Annotated in this window: 17 protein-coding genes and 1 riboswitch; of the genes, 4 read left to right on the top strand and 13 right to left on the bottom strand. The window is 63.2% G+C overall.

Annotation, left to right across the window (positions count from 1 at the left end):
• Positions 1-81 precede the first annotated feature (81 nt).
• A complete protein-coding gene (locus tag BW934_RS09085) occupies positions 82-1,398 on the top strand; it encodes an MATE family efflux transporter (protein ID WP_234969712.1) in 1,317 nt (438 codons plus the stop codon).
• A gap of 34 nt (positions 1,399-1,432) precedes the next feature.
• Here BW934_RS09085 and BW934_RS09080 read toward each other — a convergent pair whose 3' ends face one another.
• The 3 genes from BW934_RS09080 to lysA all read right to left on the bottom strand — a co-directional run bounded on the left by BW934_RS09080 (position 1,433) and on the right by lysA (position 6,036).
• A complete protein-coding gene (locus BW934_RS09080) occupies positions 1,433-2,731 on the bottom strand; it encodes an Nramp family divalent metal transporter (RefSeq protein WP_200805739.1) in 1,299 nt (432 codons plus the stop codon).
• 302 nt (positions 2,732-3,033) lie between these two features.
• Complete coding sequence (locus BW934_RS09075; RefSeq protein WP_076347319.1) at positions 3,034-4,560, bottom strand: fumarate hydratase; 1,527 nt, start codon at positions 4,558-4,560, stop codon at positions 3,034-3,036.
• A 132-nt stretch (positions 4,561-4,692) separates the two neighbouring features.
• Positions 4,693-6,036, bottom strand: coding sequence for a diaminopimelate decarboxylase (lysA, locus tag BW934_RS09070; protein WP_084182554.1), 1,344 nt, complete (start codon positions 6,034-6,036; stop codon positions 4,693-4,695).
• Between the two features lie 189 nt (positions 6,037-6,225).
• Here lysA and BW934_RS09065 point away from each other — a divergent pair, with 189 nt between their 5' ends.
• A complete protein-coding gene (locus BW934_RS09065) occupies positions 6,226-6,435 on the top strand; it encodes a DUF378 domain-containing protein (protein ID WP_076347317.1) in 210 nt (69 codons plus the stop codon).
• 112 nt (positions 6,436-6,547) lie between these two features.
• Here the strand turns inward: BW934_RS09065 and BW934_RS09060 are convergent, their stop codons facing one another.
• The 4 genes from BW934_RS09060 to BW934_RS09045 all read right to left on the bottom strand — a co-directional run bounded on the left by BW934_RS09060 (position 6,548) and on the right by BW934_RS09045 (position 12,129).
• The gene (locus BW934_RS09060) at positions 6,548-7,939 is read right to left on the bottom strand and encodes an MFS transporter (protein WP_234969704.1); all 1,392 of its coding nucleotides are present in this window, start codon (positions 7,937-7,939) and stop codon (positions 6,548-6,550) included.
• A 147-nt stretch (positions 7,940-8,086) separates the two neighbouring features.
• Positions 8,087-8,217: riboswitch (cyclic di-AMP (ydaO/yuaA leader) on the bottom strand.
• A gap of 152 nt (positions 8,218-8,369) precedes the next feature.
• Complete coding sequence (locus BW934_RS09055; RefSeq protein ID WP_234969703.1) at positions 8,370-9,320, bottom strand: peptidyl-prolyl cis-trans isomerase; 951 nt, start codon at positions 9,318-9,320, stop codon at positions 8,370-8,372.
• Positions 9,321-9,361: 41 nt separating this feature from the next.
• Positions 9,362-10,891 carry an AMP-binding protein gene (locus tag BW934_RS09050; RefSeq protein WP_076347311.1) on the bottom strand — a complete coding sequence of 510 codons (1,530 nt, stop codon included), beginning with the start codon at positions 10,889-10,891 and terminating at the stop codon, positions 9,362-9,364.
• Positions 10,892-10,932: 41 nt separating this feature from the next.
• The gene (locus tag BW934_RS09045; protein ID WP_076347309.1) at positions 10,933-12,129 is read right to left on the bottom strand and encodes an acyltransferase; all 1,197 of its coding nucleotides are present in this window, start codon (positions 12,127-12,129) and stop codon (positions 10,933-10,935) included.
• Positions 12,130-12,394: 265 nt separating this feature from the next.
• Between BW934_RS09045 and BW934_RS09040 the strand changes: the two genes are divergently transcribed.
• Together BW934_RS09040 and BW934_RS09035 are read left to right on the top strand one after the other, a co-directional pair.
• Complete coding sequence (locus BW934_RS09040; protein WP_076347307.1) at positions 12,395-13,363, top strand: SGNH/GDSL hydrolase family protein; 969 nt, start codon at positions 12,395-12,397, stop codon at positions 13,361-13,363.
• 280 nt (positions 13,364-13,643) lie between these two features.
• Complete coding sequence (locus BW934_RS09035; RefSeq protein WP_076347305.1) at positions 13,644-14,462, top strand: SGNH/GDSL hydrolase family protein; 819 nt, start codon at positions 13,644-13,646, stop codon at positions 14,460-14,462.
• Positions 14,463-14,532: 70 nt separating this feature from the next.
• Here the strand turns inward: BW934_RS09035 and BW934_RS09030 are convergent, their stop codons facing one another.
• The 6 genes from BW934_RS09030 to BW934_RS09005 form a co-directional block, all read right to left on the bottom strand.
• Positions 14,533-15,597: an Ldh family oxidoreductase gene (locus tag BW934_RS09030; protein ID WP_076347303.1), complete on the bottom strand. Its 1,065-nt coding sequence runs from the start codon at positions 15,595-15,597 to the stop codon at positions 14,533-14,535.
• 27 nt (positions 15,598-15,624) lie between these two features.
• On the bottom strand, positions 15,625-17,520 hold the full coding sequence (locus BW934_RS09025) for an acyltransferase family protein (RefSeq protein WP_076347301.1): 1,896 nt from the start codon (positions 17,518-17,520) through the stop codon (positions 15,625-15,627).
• A 194-nt stretch (positions 17,521-17,714) separates the two neighbouring features.
• Positions 17,715-18,065, bottom strand: coding sequence for a stage V sporulation protein AE (gene spoVAE, locus BW934_RS09020; protein WP_076347299.1), 351 nt, complete (start codon positions 18,063-18,065; stop codon positions 17,715-17,717).
• Entirely contained in the window at positions 18,062-19,108 is a 1,047-nt protein-coding gene (spoVAD, locus tag BW934_RS09015; protein ID WP_076347297.1) for a stage V sporulation protein AD, read from the bottom strand. The genes spoVAE and spoVAD overlap by 4 nt, the downstream gene beginning before the upstream one ends.
• A 3-nt stretch (positions 19,109-19,111) precedes the next feature.
• The gene (gene spoVAC, locus BW934_RS09010) at positions 19,112-19,585 is read right to left on the bottom strand and encodes a stage V sporulation protein AC (RefSeq protein ID WP_076347295.1); all 474 of its coding nucleotides are present in this window, start codon (positions 19,583-19,585) and stop codon (positions 19,112-19,114) included.
• 14 nt (positions 19,586-19,599) lie between these two features.
• Positions 19,600-20,460: a DUF421 domain-containing protein gene (locus BW934_RS09005; protein WP_076347529.1), complete on the bottom strand. Its 861-nt coding sequence runs from the start codon at positions 20,458-20,460 to the stop codon at positions 19,600-19,602.
• Positions 20,461-20,504: the final 44 nt, after the last annotated feature.

The following is a 20,504-nucleotide window of genomic DNA, read 5'->3' as shown; positions in this document are numbered from 1 at the left end:
CGGGACAGAGTCCAGTAAAGTGATACGTGGCGATCTGTTACACCATGTCGATAGGACCGGAAATGGAGACGAACCATCGTGATGGGACGAAAGCTCACGTTATACAGCTTTGCATACCGAGGCCTCTCCTCCTTTCTCACCTTCGCCAACAGCGCCATCGCGGCGCGCTACCTGCCGACGGCAAGCCGCGGCGAATTCCAGCTCTCCACCACCGTCGCCACCCTCGGGCAGTCGTTCTCCGGCGGATACACGAACTACTTTTCGTACGCGTTGCCCCGCCGGCCCGAGGATAAAGCGCAGATTGTGCAAATGGGCAACTTCGTGATGTATCTGTTCAGCATCGCCGTCTGGCTCGCCGCCCTTTGCGCCATCTGGATTTGGCATCCGCCCTTGTCCATCGAGTACGCCCTCATCGGCATTCCCTTCACGTTTTTGTTTGGGTACGGCTCGAAGCTCCTCAACTCGCTCGGCGAAATTTCGTGGCTCAACCGGGTGAACATCGCACAGGCCGTGGCCTTTCTCGTCCTCTATCTCGGCTTCATCGCGCTTCACTGGCACATGCCTTCCGCGCCTCGGCTCGTCTGGACGTTTCGCATCTGGCTCGTGTCCTGGGCCCTCTGCGTCCTGCTCACGCTCGCCGTCACGTACAAGAAACTCGGCTTCGGCGCGACCCTGAAGTGGCGGTTTCACCGCGCCGAATGGCGCGGCCTGTATCGATACGGCACCGCCTCCTCGGTCGCCATTGTCACCGGCTACGTGAATTACCGGACCGACTTTTGGATGCTCGCGCTCATGCACAGCGCCACCACGCTCTCCATCTACGGGGTCGCCGTCGCCGCGGCGGAAATTCTGAACACCTTGACGCAAACCATCGCGACCATGGTGTTTCACCGCGTGACGGCCGCGAGCGTGGATGACGCGGGCGCCATCACCGAAGGCGCTGCGCGCCAAACGCTCGTCACGTCCTGCCTGGCCGCGTGCGCGCTCGCCGCCGGCATGCCGCTCATCGTCCTCATTTACAGTTGGCACAAGTACGGCGGCAGCCTCGGCCCTTTTTACGTCCTCCTCCCCGGCCTCGTGCTCAAAGCGACGGCGAACGTCATCGCCCAATACTTCACGAACGCGCTCGGCCGGCCGACGACGCTCACCTGGGTGAACCTCGCCGTCATTGCCGCGAATGCGCTCATGTGCCTGGTGCTCATTCCCCTCGCGGGGATGTACGGGGCGTCCATCGCCTCGACCCTCTCCTACGTCGTCGAACTCGCCCTGTACATCGCCTGGTATCACCGCAGTTCGGGCCGCGACAGCCGCGCGCTGTGGCGCGTGACCAAAGGCGATCTCGCCCCCTACCTCGACCTCCTGCACAAAATCCGCGCGCGCCTCGGCCGGGCGGCATAAAAAAGGCCCGGCAAGCGCCGGGCGCGTGCAGCGTTCAGAAACTGCCGCCGAAGGACAGGTACAGGAGCACCATGTTCAGGACCACAATCACCGTTGCGCACAGGCTCGCGACCCAGGTGGTGAGCCGCCGGTTGACCAGCCGACCCATGATGTCCGGCCGGCGCGTGAAGTACACGAGCGCCACCACGGGCATCGGCAGCACGATGCTCAGCACCACCTGGCTCAAGACGAGCGTTTCGGTCGGGTTGAGCCCAAGCGCCACGATCACGACCGTCGGGAGCATCGTGATGACGCGGCGGAGCCACAGTGGGATGGTGAAGCCCACAAAGCCCTGCATAATCACCTGGCCCGCCATCGTGCCAACCGCCGAGCTCGAGAATCCCGATGCGAGCAGCGAGATGAGGAACACCGCAGCGCTCGCCGGGCCAAGAAGCGGCGTCAGCGTCTGATACGCCGTGGAAATGTCCGCGACACCCGTGTGGCCTGTGCCGTGAAACACCGAGGCCGCCATGAACATCATGGACAAGTTCACGAGTCCCGCCAGCGACATGGCGATGACGACCTCTTTCGCGCTGAAACGCGCGATTTTCACCTTATCCTCTTCGTCGCGCGGCTGAATCCGATTCTGCGTCAGGCTCGAATGCAGATACACCACGTGCGGCATGACCGTGGCGCCGATCACGCCCACCGCGAGCAGCACCGCGGACTGATTCCCAAGCCACGGCACCACGCTGTGATAGGCGACCTGGCCCCAATTGGGTTTGGAAAACGCCGTCTCTACGACGTAGCACAGCGCGATGATCAGCACGAACGCCGTAATGAATTTTTCGAGCGGCCGGAATCCGAGTCGGTCCAGCGTCAGAATCAGATACGTCACCACGCCTGTCACGAGCGTCCCGATGAGCATCGGAATGTGCAGCAGAAGGTTTAACCCGACCGTGGCCCCCAGAAATTCCGCAATGTCCGTGGCCATCGCCGCAACTTCCGAAAACGCCCACATGACGTAGGTCAACCACTTGGGAAAGTGATCCCGGCACATCTCGGGCAGGCTCTTGCCGGTCGCGATGCCGAGCTTGGCGGACAGGTGCTGAATCAGCATCGCCATCAGGTTGGCCAGCACCACGACCCACAAGAGGCGATAACCGAACTCCGATCCACTCTGAATGTTGGTCGCGTAGTTGCCGGGATCGATGTACGCCACACAGGCCACGAATGCGGGGCCGAGAAACGGAAGCAGCGCCCGCACACCCCTGCGGCGGTGGTCCAGTGCCGCCCTGGCGGCCCGCACGGCCTTCGAATCCGGGCTTTGCAACGTCGTGGTCGTCACACTCACCTCGTGCCCCCTTTGCCGGCAACCGCCGTCTTGCGCATCGGACGTTCCGGACATGTGTTGTATCAGGGTAAGATTTTTAGCCCAAGGAAACTTTCTGACCCTATTATACGCCGACGGCTGCATTTTGTGACCACCTTTTTTGGTGCGAGGCAAAATTTTTGGTGCGGGGAAAGTGGGCGGAACATGGGCCTGCGGAGGCTGCGCCGCGTCGAAACGGCATCTGGGGCCTACATGCGGCAAGAGCCGCCCCAGGCCTCATCGGCACCGGGGCGGCTCCCCACCAAATGCGTCGCGTTTGCAGGTCACACAAATACGGGATCTTTCAGATCTTCCAGCTTGACCATCGACTCCTCGGCGACTTCCTTGTGCAGGCTGTTGCCGTGCGCATCCATGGTGACAATCGCCGGGAAGTTCTCCACCTCGAGGTGCCACATGGCCTCGGGAATGCCGAACTGATCGAGGAAATCCACGCCCTTCACCTTGGTGACGCAGCGCGCGTAGAATTGCGCCGCACCGCCAATCGCGTTCAAGTACACCGCGCCGGACTTCTTCAGGCCCTGCAGGGTCTTCTCGCCCATGCCGCCCTTACCAATGACGGCTCGAATCCCAAACTTCTCGATGATGTCCGCCTGGTAAGGCTCCTCGCGCGAACTCGTGGTCGGGCCCGCGGCCTTGACATGCCACTCGCCGTTCTCGTCCTTCAGCATGACCGGGCCACAGTGATACAGAATGCCTCCGCGCAGATCCACGGGCGCATCGTGGTGCATCAAGTACTTGTGCAGCTCGTCGCGGCCCGTGTGGATTTCGCCGCGGATGAGCACCACGTCTCCCACCTTGAGCTTGCGAATCTGCTCCTCGCTGATGGGCGCCTCAAGGACAATCGCGTTCTCCGTCGAAAACGCCTGCTTCGGCCGCTCGAGCTCGCCGTCGCCGTCCTTGTACAGCCACCGCCGGATTTCGCCGGTCTCCGGATCAAGCACGACGCCGAGCCGCCGGAAGGCCCAGCAGTTGTACGCCACCGAAACGTAAAAGCTCGCCGGGATGCGGTTGCGCACGCCGATTTTGCAGCCGAGCAACGTGACCTTGCCGCCAAACCCCATCGTGCCGATGTCCAGCTGGTTGGCTTTCTCAAGGATGTACTGCTCGAGCTCCGCGAGCTGCGGATTCGGGTTCACGTCGTCGAGCGGCCGGAACAGCTGCTCTTTCGCCGTCTCATACCCACTCGTGCGATCCCCGCCGATGCAAACGCCGATGAAGCCCGCGCTGCAGCCCTGACCTTGAGCCTGATACACGGCGTGCAGGATGCACTTGCGCACGCCGTCGAGATCCCGACCGGCGCGGCCCAGACCGGGGAGTTCGGTGGGAAGGGCGTATTGAATATTCTTGTTTTCGCAGCCTCCGCCCTTCAGGATGAGCTTGACCTCGACCTCGTCCTTCTCCCACTGGTGGAAGTGGACAATCGGCGTGCCCTCGCCGAGATTGTCGCCGGTGTTTTTCCCGGTGAGTGGGTCGACCGAGTTGGGCCGCAGCTTGCCGAGGCGCGTCGCCTCAGCCACCGCGCGCCGGATCTCCTGTTCAAACTGAATCTGATTAAAGCCGACGGGGCAATGGACGATGAACGTCGGCATGCCGGTGTCCTGGCAGATGGGCTGCACGTCCTCCTCTGCGGAGACGATGTTGTCGACAATCGTATTCAGGGCGATGGATGCGCGGCTGCCCAATTCCTCCTGGAGCTGCGCGCGCTTAATGGCCCGGCGCACGTCGGGCGGCAAATTCGTGGAAGTTTCGGTGATGAGCTCTAAGAGACTGTCAAACGCTTTCGTCGCCACTTGCCATTACCCCTTTCAAAGCGCGTGCCTGTTGACCCTCTTTCAGTATATCACTTGCCGGTGGAGAAACCGGAATCGCGAGGGCTGAGGCGCGGCGCGATCGGACGGGCGGAGTCACGAAAAAAGGGGCCTTCAAGGCCCCGGTTCACGAAGCGGTTCATCGAGCCGCGCCACGTCCGCCCATGTCTCGCGCCGCACCACGAGCTTCGCCTCGCCATCGCGGCAGAAGACGACGGCCGGCTTCGGAATGCGGTTGTAGTGACTGGCCATGGCATACGTGTATGCGCCCGTCGCGAAGACCGCGAGGAGATCCCCCGGCTCGGGATCGGCGAGCGGCAGATCCCAAATCAACATATCCCCGCTCTCGCAACACTTGCCGGCCACCGACCACGGCCGATGGGGCACATCGGGTAGCCGGTTCGCCAAGGTCGCGTGGTACTTCGCCCCGTAGAGTGCAAGGCGCGGATTGTCCGTCATGCCACCATCGATGGCCACATAGTTGCGCACGCCGGGGATGATTTTTCGGGTGCCGACGCGGTACAGCGTGACCCCGGCTGGGCCCACGATGCTCCGCCCAGGCTCAATCCATAGCGTGGGCACCGCCATCCCGCGCGCGGCAAACGCCGCCTTGGCCGCGCGAATGACGCCGCGCAGCAGGTCTGCAACCGGCGGCGCCTCCTCGTCCGTGTATTGGATGCCAAAGCCACCGCCCAGGTTGAGCACGGAAAACGGCAGCTCGAAGTCGCGCAGCCCTTGCTCGTACACGGCCGCCATCCGCTCCGCGAGCAGCTGAAAGCCGTTCACGTCGAAGATCTGCGAGCCGATGTGCGCGTGGATCCCAATGACGCGCACCGTCTCCACGCCCTTCAGGCGCGCGAACGCCTCCTGCACCTGATGGCTCGCGAGGTCAAACCCAAACTTGGAGTCCTGTTGGCCCGTGGAGATGTAGTCGTGGGTGTGCGCCTCGACGCCCGGCGCCACGCGCACCAGCACGTCGACGGGGCGCCCCGCCTTTGCGGTGAGTTCCGCCAACAGGTCGATCTCGTCGAAGTTGTCCACGATCACCGCGCCGATACCGCTCTCGATGGCATACTCGAGCTCTTCGGGCGTCTTGTTGTTCCCGTGCAGATGCAGCTTGCTGGCCGGCACCCCCGCTGCAAGCGCCGTATACAGTTCCCCGCCCGAGACCACGTCGATGCCGAGGCCTTCTTCGTGCACGAGTTGACAAATGGCCATCGTGCAGAAGGCCTTGCTGGCATACGAAATCTGATAGGGCACGCGCTCCTCTTGAAAAACGCGGTGAAACGCGCGAATCGTGTCGCGGATGAGCCCTTCGTCGTAGGCGATGAGCGGTGTGCCAAACTGAAGGGCGAGATGAACCGCGCTCACGCCGCCAATCAGCAGGTGTCCCTCGGCGTTTCGCGGAAAGTGTGCGTCCACCCCCGTCCTCGCGTCCAACAGGTGTTCTGATTTCACTCCGTCCACTCCTATCGTGTCTCTTTCTGCGCGGCGCCCTGAACGGTGTACAGGACCTGAATAAAGATTCAGACACAAGTATATACGTGCAGCGCGAGAATCGGCAACGGAAATTTGCGTAAAGCTGGGGCGCATAGCGCTCTCGTCGCGCGAACATGCTAGCCGCAGAGTCGGTTTGGAGGTGAAAGCGTGCGCTGGAATGCCGTGGACTGGATCGCCTGGGCGCTCGTCGTGATCGGCGGCATCAACTGGGGTCTGATTGGGTTTGCCAATTACAACCTCGTGGGGGCCATCTTCGGAGCGACGTGGCTCTCGCACTTTGTGTATGCGCTCGTCGGGCTCGGTGCGCTCTGGCAGCTCATCGCCGTCCTCGCCAAAAGTCAGGCCGTGCGAACTTGATTTGCACGCGAAAAAGCCCTGGACACCCGAAGCGGGAACCAGGGCTTTTTCGTGCGCTGCACGGGCACCGCACGGCTCGGACCCAGCGCAAGCGCGTCGCCGTGCGCCGTGCTCAGCGACCGACGCGCAGCTTGCGCTCGGAAGGCGCGGTCTCCACGGGAGCGTCCTCGCCCACGCTCGCCGCATTCAGTGTCATTCCGCGCGTCTCCGGCGCGAGGAACAGGCAGATGAGGAAGCCCCCGAAGGTCACGAGCGCGCCCACCAGCATGGTCGGCCCCACGCCGTAGCGCGCGAGCGCCCAAGGCAACAGGTACGTGCCCGCCACCGCGCCCAAGCGGCTGATGCAGGTCGTGACGCCGACGGCCGTCCCGCGAACCTCGGTGGGAAACAGCTCGTTCGGCGCGAGCCACTCCATGATGTTCGGGCCGCCAGAGAACAGCGCATACAGGAGGAAGCCAAGGGCAATCACCCAGAGCGGCCCTTTGGCGAATGCGCCGAGCAGCACCATGCCGATGGTCATGACCGCAAACGAGCCAATCATCGTCGCGCGCCGGCCAAGCCGGTTGAGCAACCACAGCGCGGGCACACATCCGACGATGAAGAGGGCGCTCACGAGCGCCGAACCGTACCCGGACGATCCGTCCATCAGATGGTAGTCGTCGAGCAGCGTCGGCCCAAAGGTCAACATGGCGAACAGCGGCGCCACGGCAGCCGTGAAGAACCCAGCCACGTAGACGGTGCGCTTCCAGTACGTGCGGTTAAACAGCGTCCAATAGCTCGTGCGGGTGCGCTTCTCCTCCGGCACGGCGATGTGCTTCAGGCTGGCCCCCGGCCCATACACCTCGCGCAGCACTTTGAGCGCCTCGCGCGGCCTTCCCTGCTGCAAAAGCCAGCGCGGCGACTCCGGCGTTCCCAGCCGCAAAAGGACGAGCGCGATGCCCGGCACGGCGCTGGAGGCCAACATGTACCGCCACGCCTCCGGTCCGATGGCCAAAAGCCATTGGCCGACGAGATACGCGACCGTCGCGCCGACGTACCAGGCGATGACCGTCACCCCGAGCATCATCCCGCGGTGTTTGCGCGGCGCGAACTCCGTCAAAAGCGACGTCGCGATGGGATAGTCGGCGCCCACGGCGATGCCGAGGATGACGCGCAGGACGAACAGCTCCCACGCGCTGTGCACAAAAAACTGCAGGATGGAGGCCACAATCAATAGCACGAAGTCGATGGTGTACATGAGCTGCCGCCCGAATCGATCCGTCACGTATCCGAGCAGGCCGCCGATGAAAATGCCCATCAGTGCCGACGCGCCGATGAGCCCGCTCCAAACGGCGTTCAGGTGGAGCTCCGGGGTCAACTGCGTGAGCGCGACCGCGATGATGCTCAGAATGTACCCATCGAGAAACGGTCCGCCGGACGAATAGATGGTCAGCTTCAGGTGGAACGGGCTCCACTTCGCGTCTTCCACCGGGTTTTGCAGATTTGCCGTTTTCGCGTCCATCATCTTCCCCCTCTCCAAATTCGCCAGCGCGGCGAACGGGCCCGCGCAACATGCGCATGTGCGCGCGACAGTGGAGGGGGATCCGCGGACGAGGTGCACCAGAGAGGTTGCTGGGGATAGAACTGGCGGAAAAAGCGGCGATACATGGCATCGTCCCCTTTCCGGCGCTTACGAGGTTAGCTGACGGGTTAGGGCGGAAAGGCGCCCCACGACGTGGTCGTTTCACCCCACAGATTGGGTCCCCCGCTTCCTCCGATGGAGGAATTCAGCGCTGCCGCTTGTATCGCGTGGCCAAGAACCACAGGTGAGATATGGATGATGTATCTATTACGATAACCGAAATTTGAGCCGGGCGCAACACGCAAGGGAAACGTTGGGCAAAAGCCATCGCCGCGAGCGAGCGTCCGGCGCTTCACCCGCGGCGATGCACAGGTCAGGTCGAGGTTGGGTTCTTGATGGCCGTGAGCACGGCTTGGTAGGACGGATCCAGAATCTTGATGTCAGCCGACTTCGCGAGTTGCGCCACGAGCTTCGGCTCGCTCGCCGCATTCTGCTGCTTGAGATCCTGGATGATCTGCGATCGCACAGCCGACATGGGCTGGACGTGCTTTGGCGTGATCGCCAGGCACTGGACGAGTTCGTATCCGCCCTGCACCTGAATGGGCGAACTGACCGCCCCCGCTTTCAGCGCGAACGCCGCCTCGGCGATGGCGGGTTGCGCGGACTTCAGCTCGTCCAAACTGAAGGTGCCCAAGAGGCCGCCCTTCGACCGCGTCGCCGCGTCGGTGGACATCGACTTGGCCACGGAGGCAAAGGGCGTACCGGACTGAATCTCCTCGAGCGCCTTTTGCGCCTCGGACTTCGTGGCCACCTTGATGATCGCGATCTTGCGCGTCTCGGGCACGGTGAACATCGCGACGTTCTGTTTGTAATACGCCGCAATCTGCTGGTCCGTGACGTGAACTTCGGCCTGAGCGAGCTTTGCGGCGAGGATGTTGTCCCGAATCTGACTCAGAAACTGCGCCTTCGTCATGTGGTTCTGGGCGAGCAGCTCGTTCAACTGCGCTTCCGACGTGATCCCGTTCTGCATCTCGATGGCCGTCAACTGCTGATTGACTTCCGCGTCCGTCGCCGTGATGTGCTTCTGCGCCGCGGCCTGCTCGACGAGCGCGTTGGCGATGAGCTCCTCGAGCATGGCCGATCCGGCATACGCCTCCGACTGTTGCGCGAGCTCCTGCCGCGTGATGGGCGTCTGCCCCACCATCGCCACCACCGAGCCACTCCCGTGCGCCGCGTATGTGCCAAACCACACGCCGCCCACGACGATCGCGCCCGCGGCCGCGCCGACGAACCCGGAAATCCATCGTTCCTTCTTCAATGCCATCCTCCTTCATGTTTTCCGCACCCTGGGTCATAAGCCCCAGTTCAAGCAAGCCTATCACGCGGCTCCAGGTTGCGCAACACGTGCTTCTGCACTTTCCCCGTCGCATTCACCGGGAGCGACCGCGCGATGACAATCTGAGCCGGCCACTTCGGCTTCGCGAGATGCTCGGCGCAAAACGACGCGAGCTCCGCACGAAGCGCGTCCGCGTCGATGCCCTCGGGCTCCTCCGGCACGACCCACGCCACCACGCGCTCGCCGTAGAGCGGATCCGGCAGACCGACCACAGCCGAGCGCGCCACCGCCTCGTGCGCGTTCAGCACGTCCTCAATCTCGCGCGGCGACAGCTTTTCACCGGCGCGATTGATCATCTCCTTCGCGCGTCCCGTGATGTAGACGTAGCCGTCCTCATCCATGTAGCCGAGATCGCCCGTATAAATCCAGCCAGGGCCGTAGCCGTAGTCGGGCTCCGGCTCCCTGCCTTCGTAGTGGTCGATCACGCCGGCCCCGCGAATGGCGATCTCGCCGAGCTCGTACGGCGGGAGCGGCTGGCGATGCTCATCGACGATGACGAGCGCCACGCCGACCGGCTTCCCGACCGATCCCGGCTTGCGCACGCCCGGCGGGATCGGGTTGGTGCAGATCTGCCCGGCCGCCTCGGTCATGCCGTACGCCTCGATGACCGGCACGCCAAACGCCGCCTCGATGCGCGCGGCCACGGCGGGCGTGAGCGGCGCCGACGCGGAACGCAAGAAGCGCAGCGTCCCCAGGGCCTCCTTCGGCGCCGGCCGCTTGGCGACGATGGACAAAATCGTCGGGACGCACGAGACCCATGTCACGCCGTGGTCGCGGATATCGTCCCAAAACAGGGAGGCGTGGAATTTGTCGCGCATGACGATCCGGCCGCCGGACACGAGCGTGGACAAGAGCACAATGACCTGCCCGTTGATGTGAAAGAGCGGCAGAATGCAATACGCGACGTCGGAGGGCGTGAGGCGGTGGCTCTCGATGACGTTCTGCACGGCCGCCCATAGATGGCCGTGCCGGAGCAGCACGCCCTTGGGCTCGCCCGTGGTCCCGGACGTGAACATGAGGACCGCTGGACGCTCGTCGGGCGCGTCCGCGGCCACATGGTAAGGCGCGGCGTCCGACGTCTGCCACAGTTGAACCGCCTGGCCGCCCGCCGCGTCCATATCGACAGAGCGGGTGCGCGAGAAGCCGTGTGCTTGAAGCGAGTCGCTCCAACGGCCAGCGGCCTCCGGCGCAAGGATGGCACAATGCGCCTGGTAGCGCGCGAGGGCGCGTTCGAGTTCACCCGCAGGCATCTCGCTGTTGGCCGGGACGAAAATCGCGCCGTGCTCCAGACAGGCGAGATAGCTGACCACAAACGCGTATGAATTGGGAACTGCACCCATCACGCGTTGGCCGGCGCGGACCCCGGCGGACGCGAGTTCGGCGCGCAGGGTTGTGATGTGCTTGCGAAGATCGCCAGCCGTGTACCACCGTCCGTCCCACACGACGGATCGCGAGGAATCGTCGAGCGCGAGCGCCAACGCGTTGGTTAGATTGGACATAGGAAACACCTCGATTTCTCGATTCACTGTGCGAAATGCGGTCAGCCAGCCGCACTGGACGCAGCCTTTCGCGCCAAAAACTTGGGCGGTCCCGCCTTTTCACCCACGATGTAGCCGACATACGGAATTTTGCCGATCAGATAGGCGGCGACGCCGGACGACACGTACGTCAAGGCAATCCAAAGGGGCAACATCGCGTACTGAACCGGGAGCGAGACGTGCACCTGATCGGCCAACAGCTCGACGAAGCGCAGCGCGATCGGATGGATGAGGAAGATGCCGAAACTCACGCCGCCGAAAAACCGAATGACGCGGCTCGCGCGCGGCATGGCGCCACGCGACCGGCGAGCCTGCCATTCAAGTCCCGCGCGCCAAAGAAGGAGCGCCACCGCCAAGCTGTACGGCACCATGACGGGCTGCAGCGTGTCGACGATTTGGCCTCCTGTGAGGTGAAGCACATCGCGATTGAAAAAGTAGATGCCGAAAAGAAGGCACCACATCCCCGCCCACGTCCAGAAGATGAGGCGCGCGTGCGACGTCGCCCACGCCTTGAGACGAGGGTAGTAGATGGCGAAAAGCGCGCCCGCGATAAACCAGAATTCGTACGTCAGAATGTCGCGATCCCGATATCGCACAAGCACGCGAAGCCACGCCGGCAGTTGGTACACGTTCACGAACTGCAGCGATGCCTGGTTCCAGATCATGATGCCGATCTCGACGACAAACGCAGCGGCGAAGATGAGGCGGTGATGCCGCACCGAGCGCTTCATCCAGCGGACCATGAGTGGAAAGACGACGTATAGCTGCATCGAGACGAGAAGAAAATAAAGGAAATATTGTTTGGCCGTCGCGAGGCTCGTGAAGAACGTCTGCAGGAGATAGGGTGCCGTCCACTCGAAGCCCTTGAGAAACGTGCCTTGAAACAAAATGTAAATGGCCGTCCAGGCGATGTAGGGAATCGCAATGAGCAGAAATCGTTTCTTCCAAAAGGAAGTCGCGGTAAATGGCCTATCGTAGTAGGTATAGAAGAGGACGAGGCCGGTGATGAACATGAACGCCTCCCGCGTGAAATGGAACGTCATCATCAGGATGCCCGAGGATACGTCCATCCAGGACCCGTTCGGCGTTCGCACGTTGAAGCTCGACAGCACGTGCACACAGATGACGCCGAGGATGATGCAGGCCCGCATCAGGTCGACCTCGTAGAGATGTGGTTTCTTCGCCTGGGCCTGATTCACCGTGACCCCTCCTCACTTGCCCGACATCGACAGCTTACAGAGGCGAGCTTGAAGCTTCGTTGAAAAACCTCAAAAGTTTATCAAACGCTTAATGTCACGATAACATGCGTCTTGCACCTTTGACAAAGGCGACTGTCACCATGGTGCGACAACCTGGGCTCCAAGTCACCTGGGACAGACGAGATCGGCGAAAAACTACGATTTTAAGGGCGATTTGAGATGAAAATGACAAGATAGAGGAAAAGACATCCTGGGGGGTCATGGGATGCAACGGCGTTGGAGGATCGGGTTTTTAGCAGCGAGTCTCATCGCGAGTGTGCTGTATGTGCCAGCCTCGCTCACGGCGCAGGCGGCGGCGAACCCGCCGGCCAGCGCATCGCCACAAAAGAGCTCGGCGCCCACCGAGCCGAGCGATGCGTCGATGGGCGGGAACGTCACAGATTCCGGCGCCGCTCCGAATCCGATTCACGTGCCCGCTGGTGCGCCAAGCGCGGCGGGAAGTTCCTCGAACGACGCGAACAGCGCGCTCAACGGGCCCAGCGCGCCGGTGGACAACCGCGTGGTGCGGGTGCTTGTGATTGGCTCGTCGGTCGCGCGCGGGTGGAAAGACCCAAAGGGCGGTGGCTACCTCCACCGCACGTTCGCGGCGCTGTCGACGCTCACGCCCATCACCTACGACGTGATCGACAAGGCGGAGCCGGGCAAAGGCGTGCTCAGCATTCGCGACACGTATGTGGGATGGCTGGAGACGTATCGCCCACAGCTCGTCTGCATCGCCTGGGGCGGGTTGGATGACCTGTACCAACACACGCCCATGAGCGTGTACGACGAGCAGGTTCGTTGGCAGATTCAAGAAGCCCTCGCGCATCACGCCCTGGTGATGCTGGTGACAACGCCGGTCTCGAAGGCGTCCTACACCTCGTACAGGGCGTCGCAACAGGCCCTGATGGAGAGCGAAATCCAAGTGGCGGACAGCTTCCACAGCCCGAACGTGTATGTGTTCAACCTGTTTGACCAGATGAAGGCGTATCTCCGCGCGCATCACGAGAGCGTCCAACCCCTGATGCACGACAGCTGGCATCCGAACGCGCGGGGCCATGCACTCGCTGCGGAGCTTTTGGTGAAAGACATGCTGGCGAAGTTTCCGGTGACGGCGCCGGTGTTCAAGGCTGAGCCCTCGGCTTCGCAGGGCCATGCCCAAAGCGACAAACCGTCTGGCAATGCGGCCTCCTGACGGAATGCGGCCTCCTGACCTACATTCCCCATCACGGAGCCGCAAGGCGCCTCAGCCGGGCGCTTTTTTTACGCATCACGCCGCATCACGCCCTCCGCGGTTTCTGAAGCACAGGCCCTGTCCTCAGGCGCGCCTTTGCGCCCCGCTTTCGTGGCAACGGCGCATGATCCTGACACCGATACGATGGGATCCGCCCACGGTTGCAGCCGGACGAGACCATTGCTGGGGGCGGCGAAACGGTATAATAAGGGACAACGCCAGAGGAAATGAGGTTGGCGGCATGCCCAGCATCGCAGGAGGTCGTCGCTTCCAGGTCTGGCTCGGCGCTTGCGCCGTGGCCTTGGCGCTCAGCGCGTGCGGCGCCGAACCACCACAGAATGCGCCGACGGCGAGTGCCCCCGAGGGAGCACAGTCGGCGGCGCGGCCCAGTAGCCCCTATCCGCTGTTCTCCGCCCCGCCGTCGCAGCCCGTCGTCGCCATGGGCATCGGCGGTTCCGTGGCCCATGGATGGGATGACAAATCGGGCGGGGGATATCTCGTTCGCGCGTTTCAGCAGCTCACCAAGGCGGGACCCATCTCCTTCGACTTCGTGAATAAGTCCATCGAGGGCTACGGCCCGACGCAGATGGCGGCCAAGTACCCGGCATTCCTTCGCGAGATCCACCCGCAGGTGGTCGTCATCTCCTGGGGCATGTTGGACGATATCGCCAACAAGACGCCCATCCCTGCGTTTGAACAGGCCGTGCAGTCGGAGATCACACAGGCCTTGAGCGCACACGCGTACGTGGTGGTGGTCACACCGCCGCCCACGGGCGCATCCTACGGACACGATGTGACCTCGGAGAGCCAACTCGTCGCGGACGAAGTCCGCGTCGCGAAGAAGTTCAAGACGCCGGACGTGATCGTCGTGGACTTGTTCAACCAGATGAAGCAGTACCTCGCGGCGCATCACCAGTCTATCCAGATGTACAGCGCCGACGATTGGCATCCCAACACGCTCGGCCACGAACTCGCGGGTTCGCTGTTGGCCGCGGACCTGAGGGGCATCCTGGTGCCGGCGGCGAGCCAGGGCGAAGGTGGAAAAACGAGTTCTGGCTGACGGCGGGGCCGCCCACGCGGGTGCCCCGCCGCGCCGCTTGATAGACGAGCCTCTCGATGGACGCGCCGCGTCATTCCAGAACGGCCCAAACTTCGGGCAAGGGGACGCCGTGTTCGCGCGACAGCAAGGCGAGATCGTCCCACACGCCGTCGGGGATGGGAATGCCTTCCCGACTTCGCCTCAGCTTTTCGCGGTGGCGCCGCTCGCCGGGCACCGTCACGGGCGATTCCGCGCTCGCCGGCGGTGTGCCGTGAATCTCCGCGATGAGGTCGCCCATGCGGTCAACAAAGCCTTCCTGCCCGATGAAGCGGTCGGGATGCACAGCGAGGTAAAACAGGCCGTTGCCGGGCGGCTGACCGTCGTCCGCAAACATGTATCCCACTTCCCTGGCCACCTGCGCACCGGACAACACGCCCGCGAGCACCTCCACCATGAGCGCGAGTGCGTAGCCCTTTGCGCCGCCCATCGGCAGGAGCGCTCCGGCGAGCGCGCGATGGGGGTCCGTCGTGGGGGCTCCGTCTTCGTCGATCGCGGCGCCCTCGGGTAAGCGCTGTCCCTGATGCGCGTGTTCGATCACGGCGCCCCGCGAGATGGCACTCGTCGATAAGTCGACCGACAGGGGATAATCGTGCGCGGTCGGCGCAGCAAACGCCAACGGATTGGTGCCGAGTACCGACCGCCGCCCGCCCGGGGGCGCGAGGGCAGGATGGGTGTTCACGCAACAGAAGCCGATCATGCCATACAGCGTCGCCCACTCGGCATACAGAAACAGTGCGCCACAGTGGTTGGCGCGGCGCACCGCTACGGCGCCGAGCCCCGTCTCGCGCTCCAACTCCACCGCATACTGCGCAGCTTCCTTCGCGCTCACAAAGCCGATCGCGTCGTCCGCATCAAGCCACGCGGTGACGGGACCGGTCCGCTTCCAGCGAAATTGAGGTGCCGGATTGATTTTGCCCGTCCGGAGTCCGCGCAGATACCACGGCAGGCGCATGACGCCGTGGCTCGAAATGCCACGGAGATCCGACTCCACAAGGGCCGTGGCCGACCAATCGGCGTCGCGCTTTGAGACACCTGCTGCCGAGAAACAAGCGCGGGCAAACGCGTGAAGCGACGCGGGCGCGACGAGCCTCTGCAACCTTTCTCCACTCCCCGTCAGCCCGCCTCACTGCTCCACCGCCTGTGCCACCAGTTTCGCGTACACCATTGCGCCTGTCGGATTCAGATGGACGCCATCCTGCCAGAAATACTCTGGGTGTCCAGCACTCGCTTGATACCAATTGACCAAGACCACGTGTGGATAGGTTGCGGCCACCTCGGCCAGCGTCTGATTGACCGCGTTCTGCCAAGGCCGAGGCACACGCGTGTTGACCAGGACGATTTTTTGAACCGGCCCAAGCGATTGAAGCACGGAGACGAGCTGTTGTTTGGTGAAGGGCCCATTGGTGCCGAGTTCGAGGATGACGATGTGGCCCAATTTTCCTTTCGCCTTCAAGGCCTGAATTACCTGCGGCGCCTCGTACATCTGACGTCCCACCTGCCCGTCGCAGACGATGCCGGGCAGGAGCTTCTCGAGATCCCCTTCGACGTCGATCATCACCGAGTCCCCGATGGCCGTCACGCCTGCGCCAGACGCACGTTTCGGCTTCGCATCGGCGATGGTCTGCACATGGACATCCCGCGAAGCGTGAGACGCCGAGGTGACATGGGTCCCAGACGGCGAACCCTTTGTAGTCTCTCCACGGTTCGAGCCCACATGCGCGCTCGACGAAGGGGTCTTGGCGTCCGCCGTGCTCTGGCCAACCGGTTTGGCATGCACTTTGCCGAGCGAGGCGACCACCGGATAAGCGGTCATGCCGGCACAAAACAAGATGGCGACACCCGCCACCGCGCCCGTCCCGTACACCAGCCTCCGGCGGCCGCGGACGCGCCGCGTGCGATAAGCGCCTCGAACGGCGCCTTGTTCGGCGCGACGCCGCTTGCCGAGTCGGCGAATGGGCTCTTCGATGACGCGCCAGGACACGGCCGAGATGGCCACGGCCAGCGCCACCTGCCACGCCGCGCGCCCGAGGTTGAAATCGTTCGCGTCGATGAGGGGCGTCGTCAAGGCGATGATCGGGAAGTGCCACAGGTAGATGCCGTAGGATCGCACGCCAATCCAGCGCCACGGTTGCGCGCCAAAGCATCGGCCGAGGACGGTGCTCGGGTGGGCGAGGCACGCTACCAAGCCTGCGGTCGCGATCGAGAGAATCAAGAGGCCGCCGCGGTACAGAAACGGTTCATACTCATTGGTCTGCCAGATCATCCAGAGAATCGTGATGAGGCTCGCGGCGCCCACGAGGTCGAGCAGCGTTCTTTGGCGCCGCGCCAAGGGCCGGTCAAACCCGCTAGAAGGCCATATGAAGGCGAGCATCGCGCCGATCAACAGGCCAAACGCGCGCGTGTCCGTCCCATCGTAGACGCGGGTGGGGTCCATGCCCGGCTGATACAGCGCCGCCATCCAGGCAGCGGAGGCGAGAGCGAGGGCGCCCGTGAAGGCGAGAATCCGCCCGCGCCGCCGGAGCACCAACAGGGCGAACAAGAGCAGGAGCGGCCAGATGAGGTAAAACTGCTCCTCGACCGCGAGCGACCAGAGATGCCCGAGCGGGGTCTGCCGCCCGAAACTCTGAAAGTAAGACACCTTGTGAAAGATGAACCACCAGTTGCTCACGTAGAACAGCGACGCGAGGGCGTCCTGAAAAAATTGAGCGAACTGCGAGCGATCCGCCACGTACACCCAGATCATGACCACGACGAGCATGACCACGAGCGCGGGCAGCAACCGCCGCGCGCGCCGCAACCAAAACTGTTTGAAATCGATACGACCCGTGGTCCGCCACTCCGACACCAACAGGTCTGTGATCAGGTAGCCGGACAACACGAAGAACACTTGAACGCCGAGCAGGCCTCCGGGAGCTCCACTCCAGTTCACGTGATACGCAATCACGGCGAGCACCGCAAGCGCTCGCAATCCGTCCAGTCCTGGCATGTACCTTCCATGCCCGCCCATCGGCTTTGGCATTGTCTGTAACTCCTCCCGTCGGCGCAATCCGTGTCGAAATTCCCCGTTTCGATTATATCTAGGTGACGAACGAACTGGGCGTTGTGTTTCATGGAAATTTGGCGACGGACGCGTGCGTGAGGCGAGGCGTGATCGACCGGATTCGACAACAGACAACGCGATCGCGGCCGTGGCGCATCGCGACGGGGCGCGGTTCAACCTTTCGGGCGAAAGAACAGCGCGGTGAGAAACGCGAAGACGATGGCAGCAGAGATACCGGCGCTCGTGAGCTCGAAAATGCCGGTGATCACGCCGATGAGCCCGTGTGCCTTGCCCTCCGCGATGGCGCCCTGAGCGAGCGCATTGCCGAACGAGGTAATGGGCACAGTCGCGCCGGCCCCCGCGAATCGCACAATGGGATCGTACAGTCCGAGGCCGCCAAGCACGGCGCCCGCCACCACGAGGATGGAGACGACGTTGGCCGGCGGCAGGCGAAAGGCATCCATCAGGAACTGGCCGATGAGACAGATGGCGCCGCCGACGAGAAATGCCCACAGATACGTCACCGCGCACCCCTCCCCACGTCGCAATGAGGTTCGGGCCACTCCATGGCCACCGCGTGTGCGATGCAAGGAATGGTTTCCTTCTGCTGATACGAAATGGGCGACAACAGCGCACCGGTCGCCACGACGAGCACGCGCCGGAGGTCGCCATCGCGCAGGCGCCGCTGGATATGGCCGTAGGCCACCGATGCGGAGCAGCCGCAGCCGCTTCCCCCGGCCATCACCTCGGGGAGATCGCCGTAGATGAGAACGCCCGCATCGTGGTACCGATCCTGCGGAATTCGCAGGCGATGTTCCACCAAAAGGTCTCTGAGGATGCGGGAGCCGACGCGGCCGAGATCGCCCGTGAGGATGAGATCGTAATAGTCGTGGGGAAGCTCGAAATCGCGAAAATGGCTGATGAGCGTGTCGAGCGCGGCTGGCGCCATCGCAGCGCCCATGTTGAACGGGTCCGAGAGTCCCATGTCGACCACGCGGCCAATCGTGGCGCGCGTGACGATGGGATGTTCCCCTTTGCCGTCGTTGGGCGCGACGATTGCGGCCGCACCGGCCGTGACGGTCCACTGCGCGGTGGGCGGTTTCTGCGCGCCGTACTCCGTCGGATACCGGTAATGCTTTTCGGCCGCGGCGTTGTGGCTCACCGTCGCGGCGAGGACGTAGCGCGCGGCCCCCGCGTTCACCAGGAGCGACGCAAGCGCGAGCCCCTCCATGGACGTCGAGCACGCCCCGAAGATGCCGAGATACGGCATGGCGAGCGTCCGCGCCGCGAACGACGACGAGATGATTTGATTCATCAGGTCTCCGGCGATGAGAAACGAGACGGCGTCCTTGGTGATGCCCGCCTTCTCGATGGCCTTCTGGCACGCCTCGTCCAGCAGCGTGCGCTCCGCCTGCTCCCAGCTCTTCTGCTCCATGCGGATGTCGGCGTGCAGCAGATCGAAGTCGTCGGCGAGCGGACCTTTCGCCTCCATCGGACCTCCGATGGCCGCCGTCGAGATGAGCATCGGCCGATTTGTAAACGCCCAGCTCTGGTGTCCTGTGAGCATGGTCTACCTCCCCGGTGCGACGAGCGTGTGAATGAGCCCGATGAAAAACGCCGCCACGACGCCCCAGACGATCACGGCCCCAGCCAGCTTGAACATGTTGGCACCGACGCCAAGCACCCATCCCTCGGTCCTCGCCTCGAGCGCCGCCGATGCCATGGCGTTGGCAAATCCCGTCACGGGAATGGCCGTGCCCGCGCCCGTGTACCGCGCGATGTTGTCGAACACGCCGAGGCCCGTCAGGAGGCACGTGGCGGCAATCAGCACGGCCACCGTGGGATTGCCCGCATCCTTGCGGCTGAATCCACACACGTGGACGAAGAAGTCGCTCACTGCCTGCCCCGCCACACACACCAGGCCGCCCGCGACAAACGCGATGACGAGATTGCGCACCATGGGCCGAGCCGGCTCGCGCGCAGACGCAAATTGCTGATACGCCTGCATGACAGGCGTCGCCTTTTTCAGCTGTGCCTTCGGCATGTCGCATCCCCTCTCTAGCGAATCAGGTAGGGCTCTGTCTCTTCCAGAACGCGCTGGATTTGTGCGGCCATCGCCGCATACGCCTTTTTCGCGGATTCGTCTTCTGTGGAAAGCGCAAACCGCTCGAGGTCGGCCTCGGCCTGCTTGAGCAATAGGTGTGTCAACTCGCGCGCCTTCGGCTCCGGGACCTGAATCCGATCGTCGTACAAATCCACGTACAGCTGCCCCGCGGCATCCACCTGCCCAAGGTAGACGTTTTCCACCGCCACGCCGAGCTTCTCCAGCTCCCCCTTCAGCCAACGGCGGTTGAAGCCAAGCGTCGCCAGCCCCTCATCCATGATCTCGCCGTCCATGATCACCACCTGCGGCTGCGACTCGCTCGCCACCTTCAACCCAAGGCGTTTCGGCGTCACCGGCTCCGACTCCGGCTTCAGCATCACGTTCACCGAGCCGTTGGACTCCATGATGGCAAATTCCACATCCGCAACTTTGAACACGTTCTTCGCGCGCAGATGTTCCAGCAGCTCGTCCGTGGACATGCGCTCCTTGCGCAGGTTGTCCTCCAGAATCCGCCCGTTTTGAATCAGGACGCGCGCCTTGCCCTCGAGGATGTCGCGCGCCTTCTTGCTTTTCAGCGCGACGTAGCTCAAGAGGATCGGCAGCGCCGTGTACACCGCCATCGGCAGAAGCCCGTGATACAGCGGCGCCTGAAGCTGATCCGGGATAATGGCCGCCATGTCCCCAATGGCGATCCCGACGATGTATTCAAAAAACGTGATCTGCGAAAGCTGCCGCTTGCCGATCAGTTTCGCAAACAGAAACATGGCGGCGAACGCGATCAGCGATCGAACCACCACGGTCAACCACTCAGCCACTCGCCCACCCCCAGCGACGTGAAGCGAGCCAGGGAGCTTGCTCC

It is taken from the genome of Alicyclobacillus vulcanalis (assembly GCF_900156755.1).
In the GTDB taxonomy this organism is placed as follows: domain Bacteria; phylum Bacillota; class Bacilli; order Alicyclobacillales; family Alicyclobacillaceae; genus Alicyclobacillus; species Alicyclobacillus vulcanalis.
The sequence above is the reverse complement of the archived record's forward strand: the minus strand, read 5'-3'. Positions and strand labels throughout refer to the sequence as shown.

What these genes read in the sequence shown, in the direction of transcription:
- BW934_RS09085 (WP_234969712.1), top strand. Translation starts at nt 82, where the DNA reads ATGGGACGAAAGCTCACGTTATACAGCTTTGCATACCGAGGCCTCTCC.
- BW934_RS09060 (WP_234969704.1), bottom strand. Translation starts at nt 7,939, where the DNA reads ATGATGGACGCGAAAACGGCAAATCTGCAAAACCCGGTGGAAGACGCG.
- BW934_RS09055 (WP_234969703.1), bottom strand. Translation starts at nt 9,320, where the DNA reads ATGGCATTGAAGAAGGAACGATGGATTTCCGGGTTCGTCGGCGCGGCC.
- BW934_RS09050 (WP_076347311.1), bottom strand. Translation starts at nt 10,891, where the DNA reads ATGTCCAATCTAACCAACGCGTTGGCGCTCGCGCTCGACGATTCCTCG.
- BW934_RS09040 (WP_076347307.1), top strand. Translation starts at nt 12,395, where the DNA reads ATGCAACGGCGTTGGAGGATCGGGTTTTTAGCAGCGAGTCTCATCGCG.
- BW934_RS09035 (WP_076347305.1), top strand. Translation starts at nt 13,644, where the DNA reads ATGCCCAGCATCGCAGGAGGTCGTCGCTTCCAGGTCTGGCTCGGCGCT.
- BW934_RS09025 (WP_076347301.1), bottom strand. Translation starts at nt 17,520, where the DNA reads ATGCCAAAGCCGATGGGCGGGCATGGAAGGTACATGCCAGGACTGGAC.
- spoVAD (WP_076347297.1), bottom strand. Translation starts at nt 19,108, where the DNA reads ATGCTCACAGGACACCAGAGCTGGGCGTTTACAAATCGGCCGATGCTC.
- spoVAC (WP_076347295.1), bottom strand. Translation starts at nt 19,585, where the DNA reads ATGCCGAAGGCACAGCTGAAAAAGGCGACGCCTGTCATGCAGGCGTAT.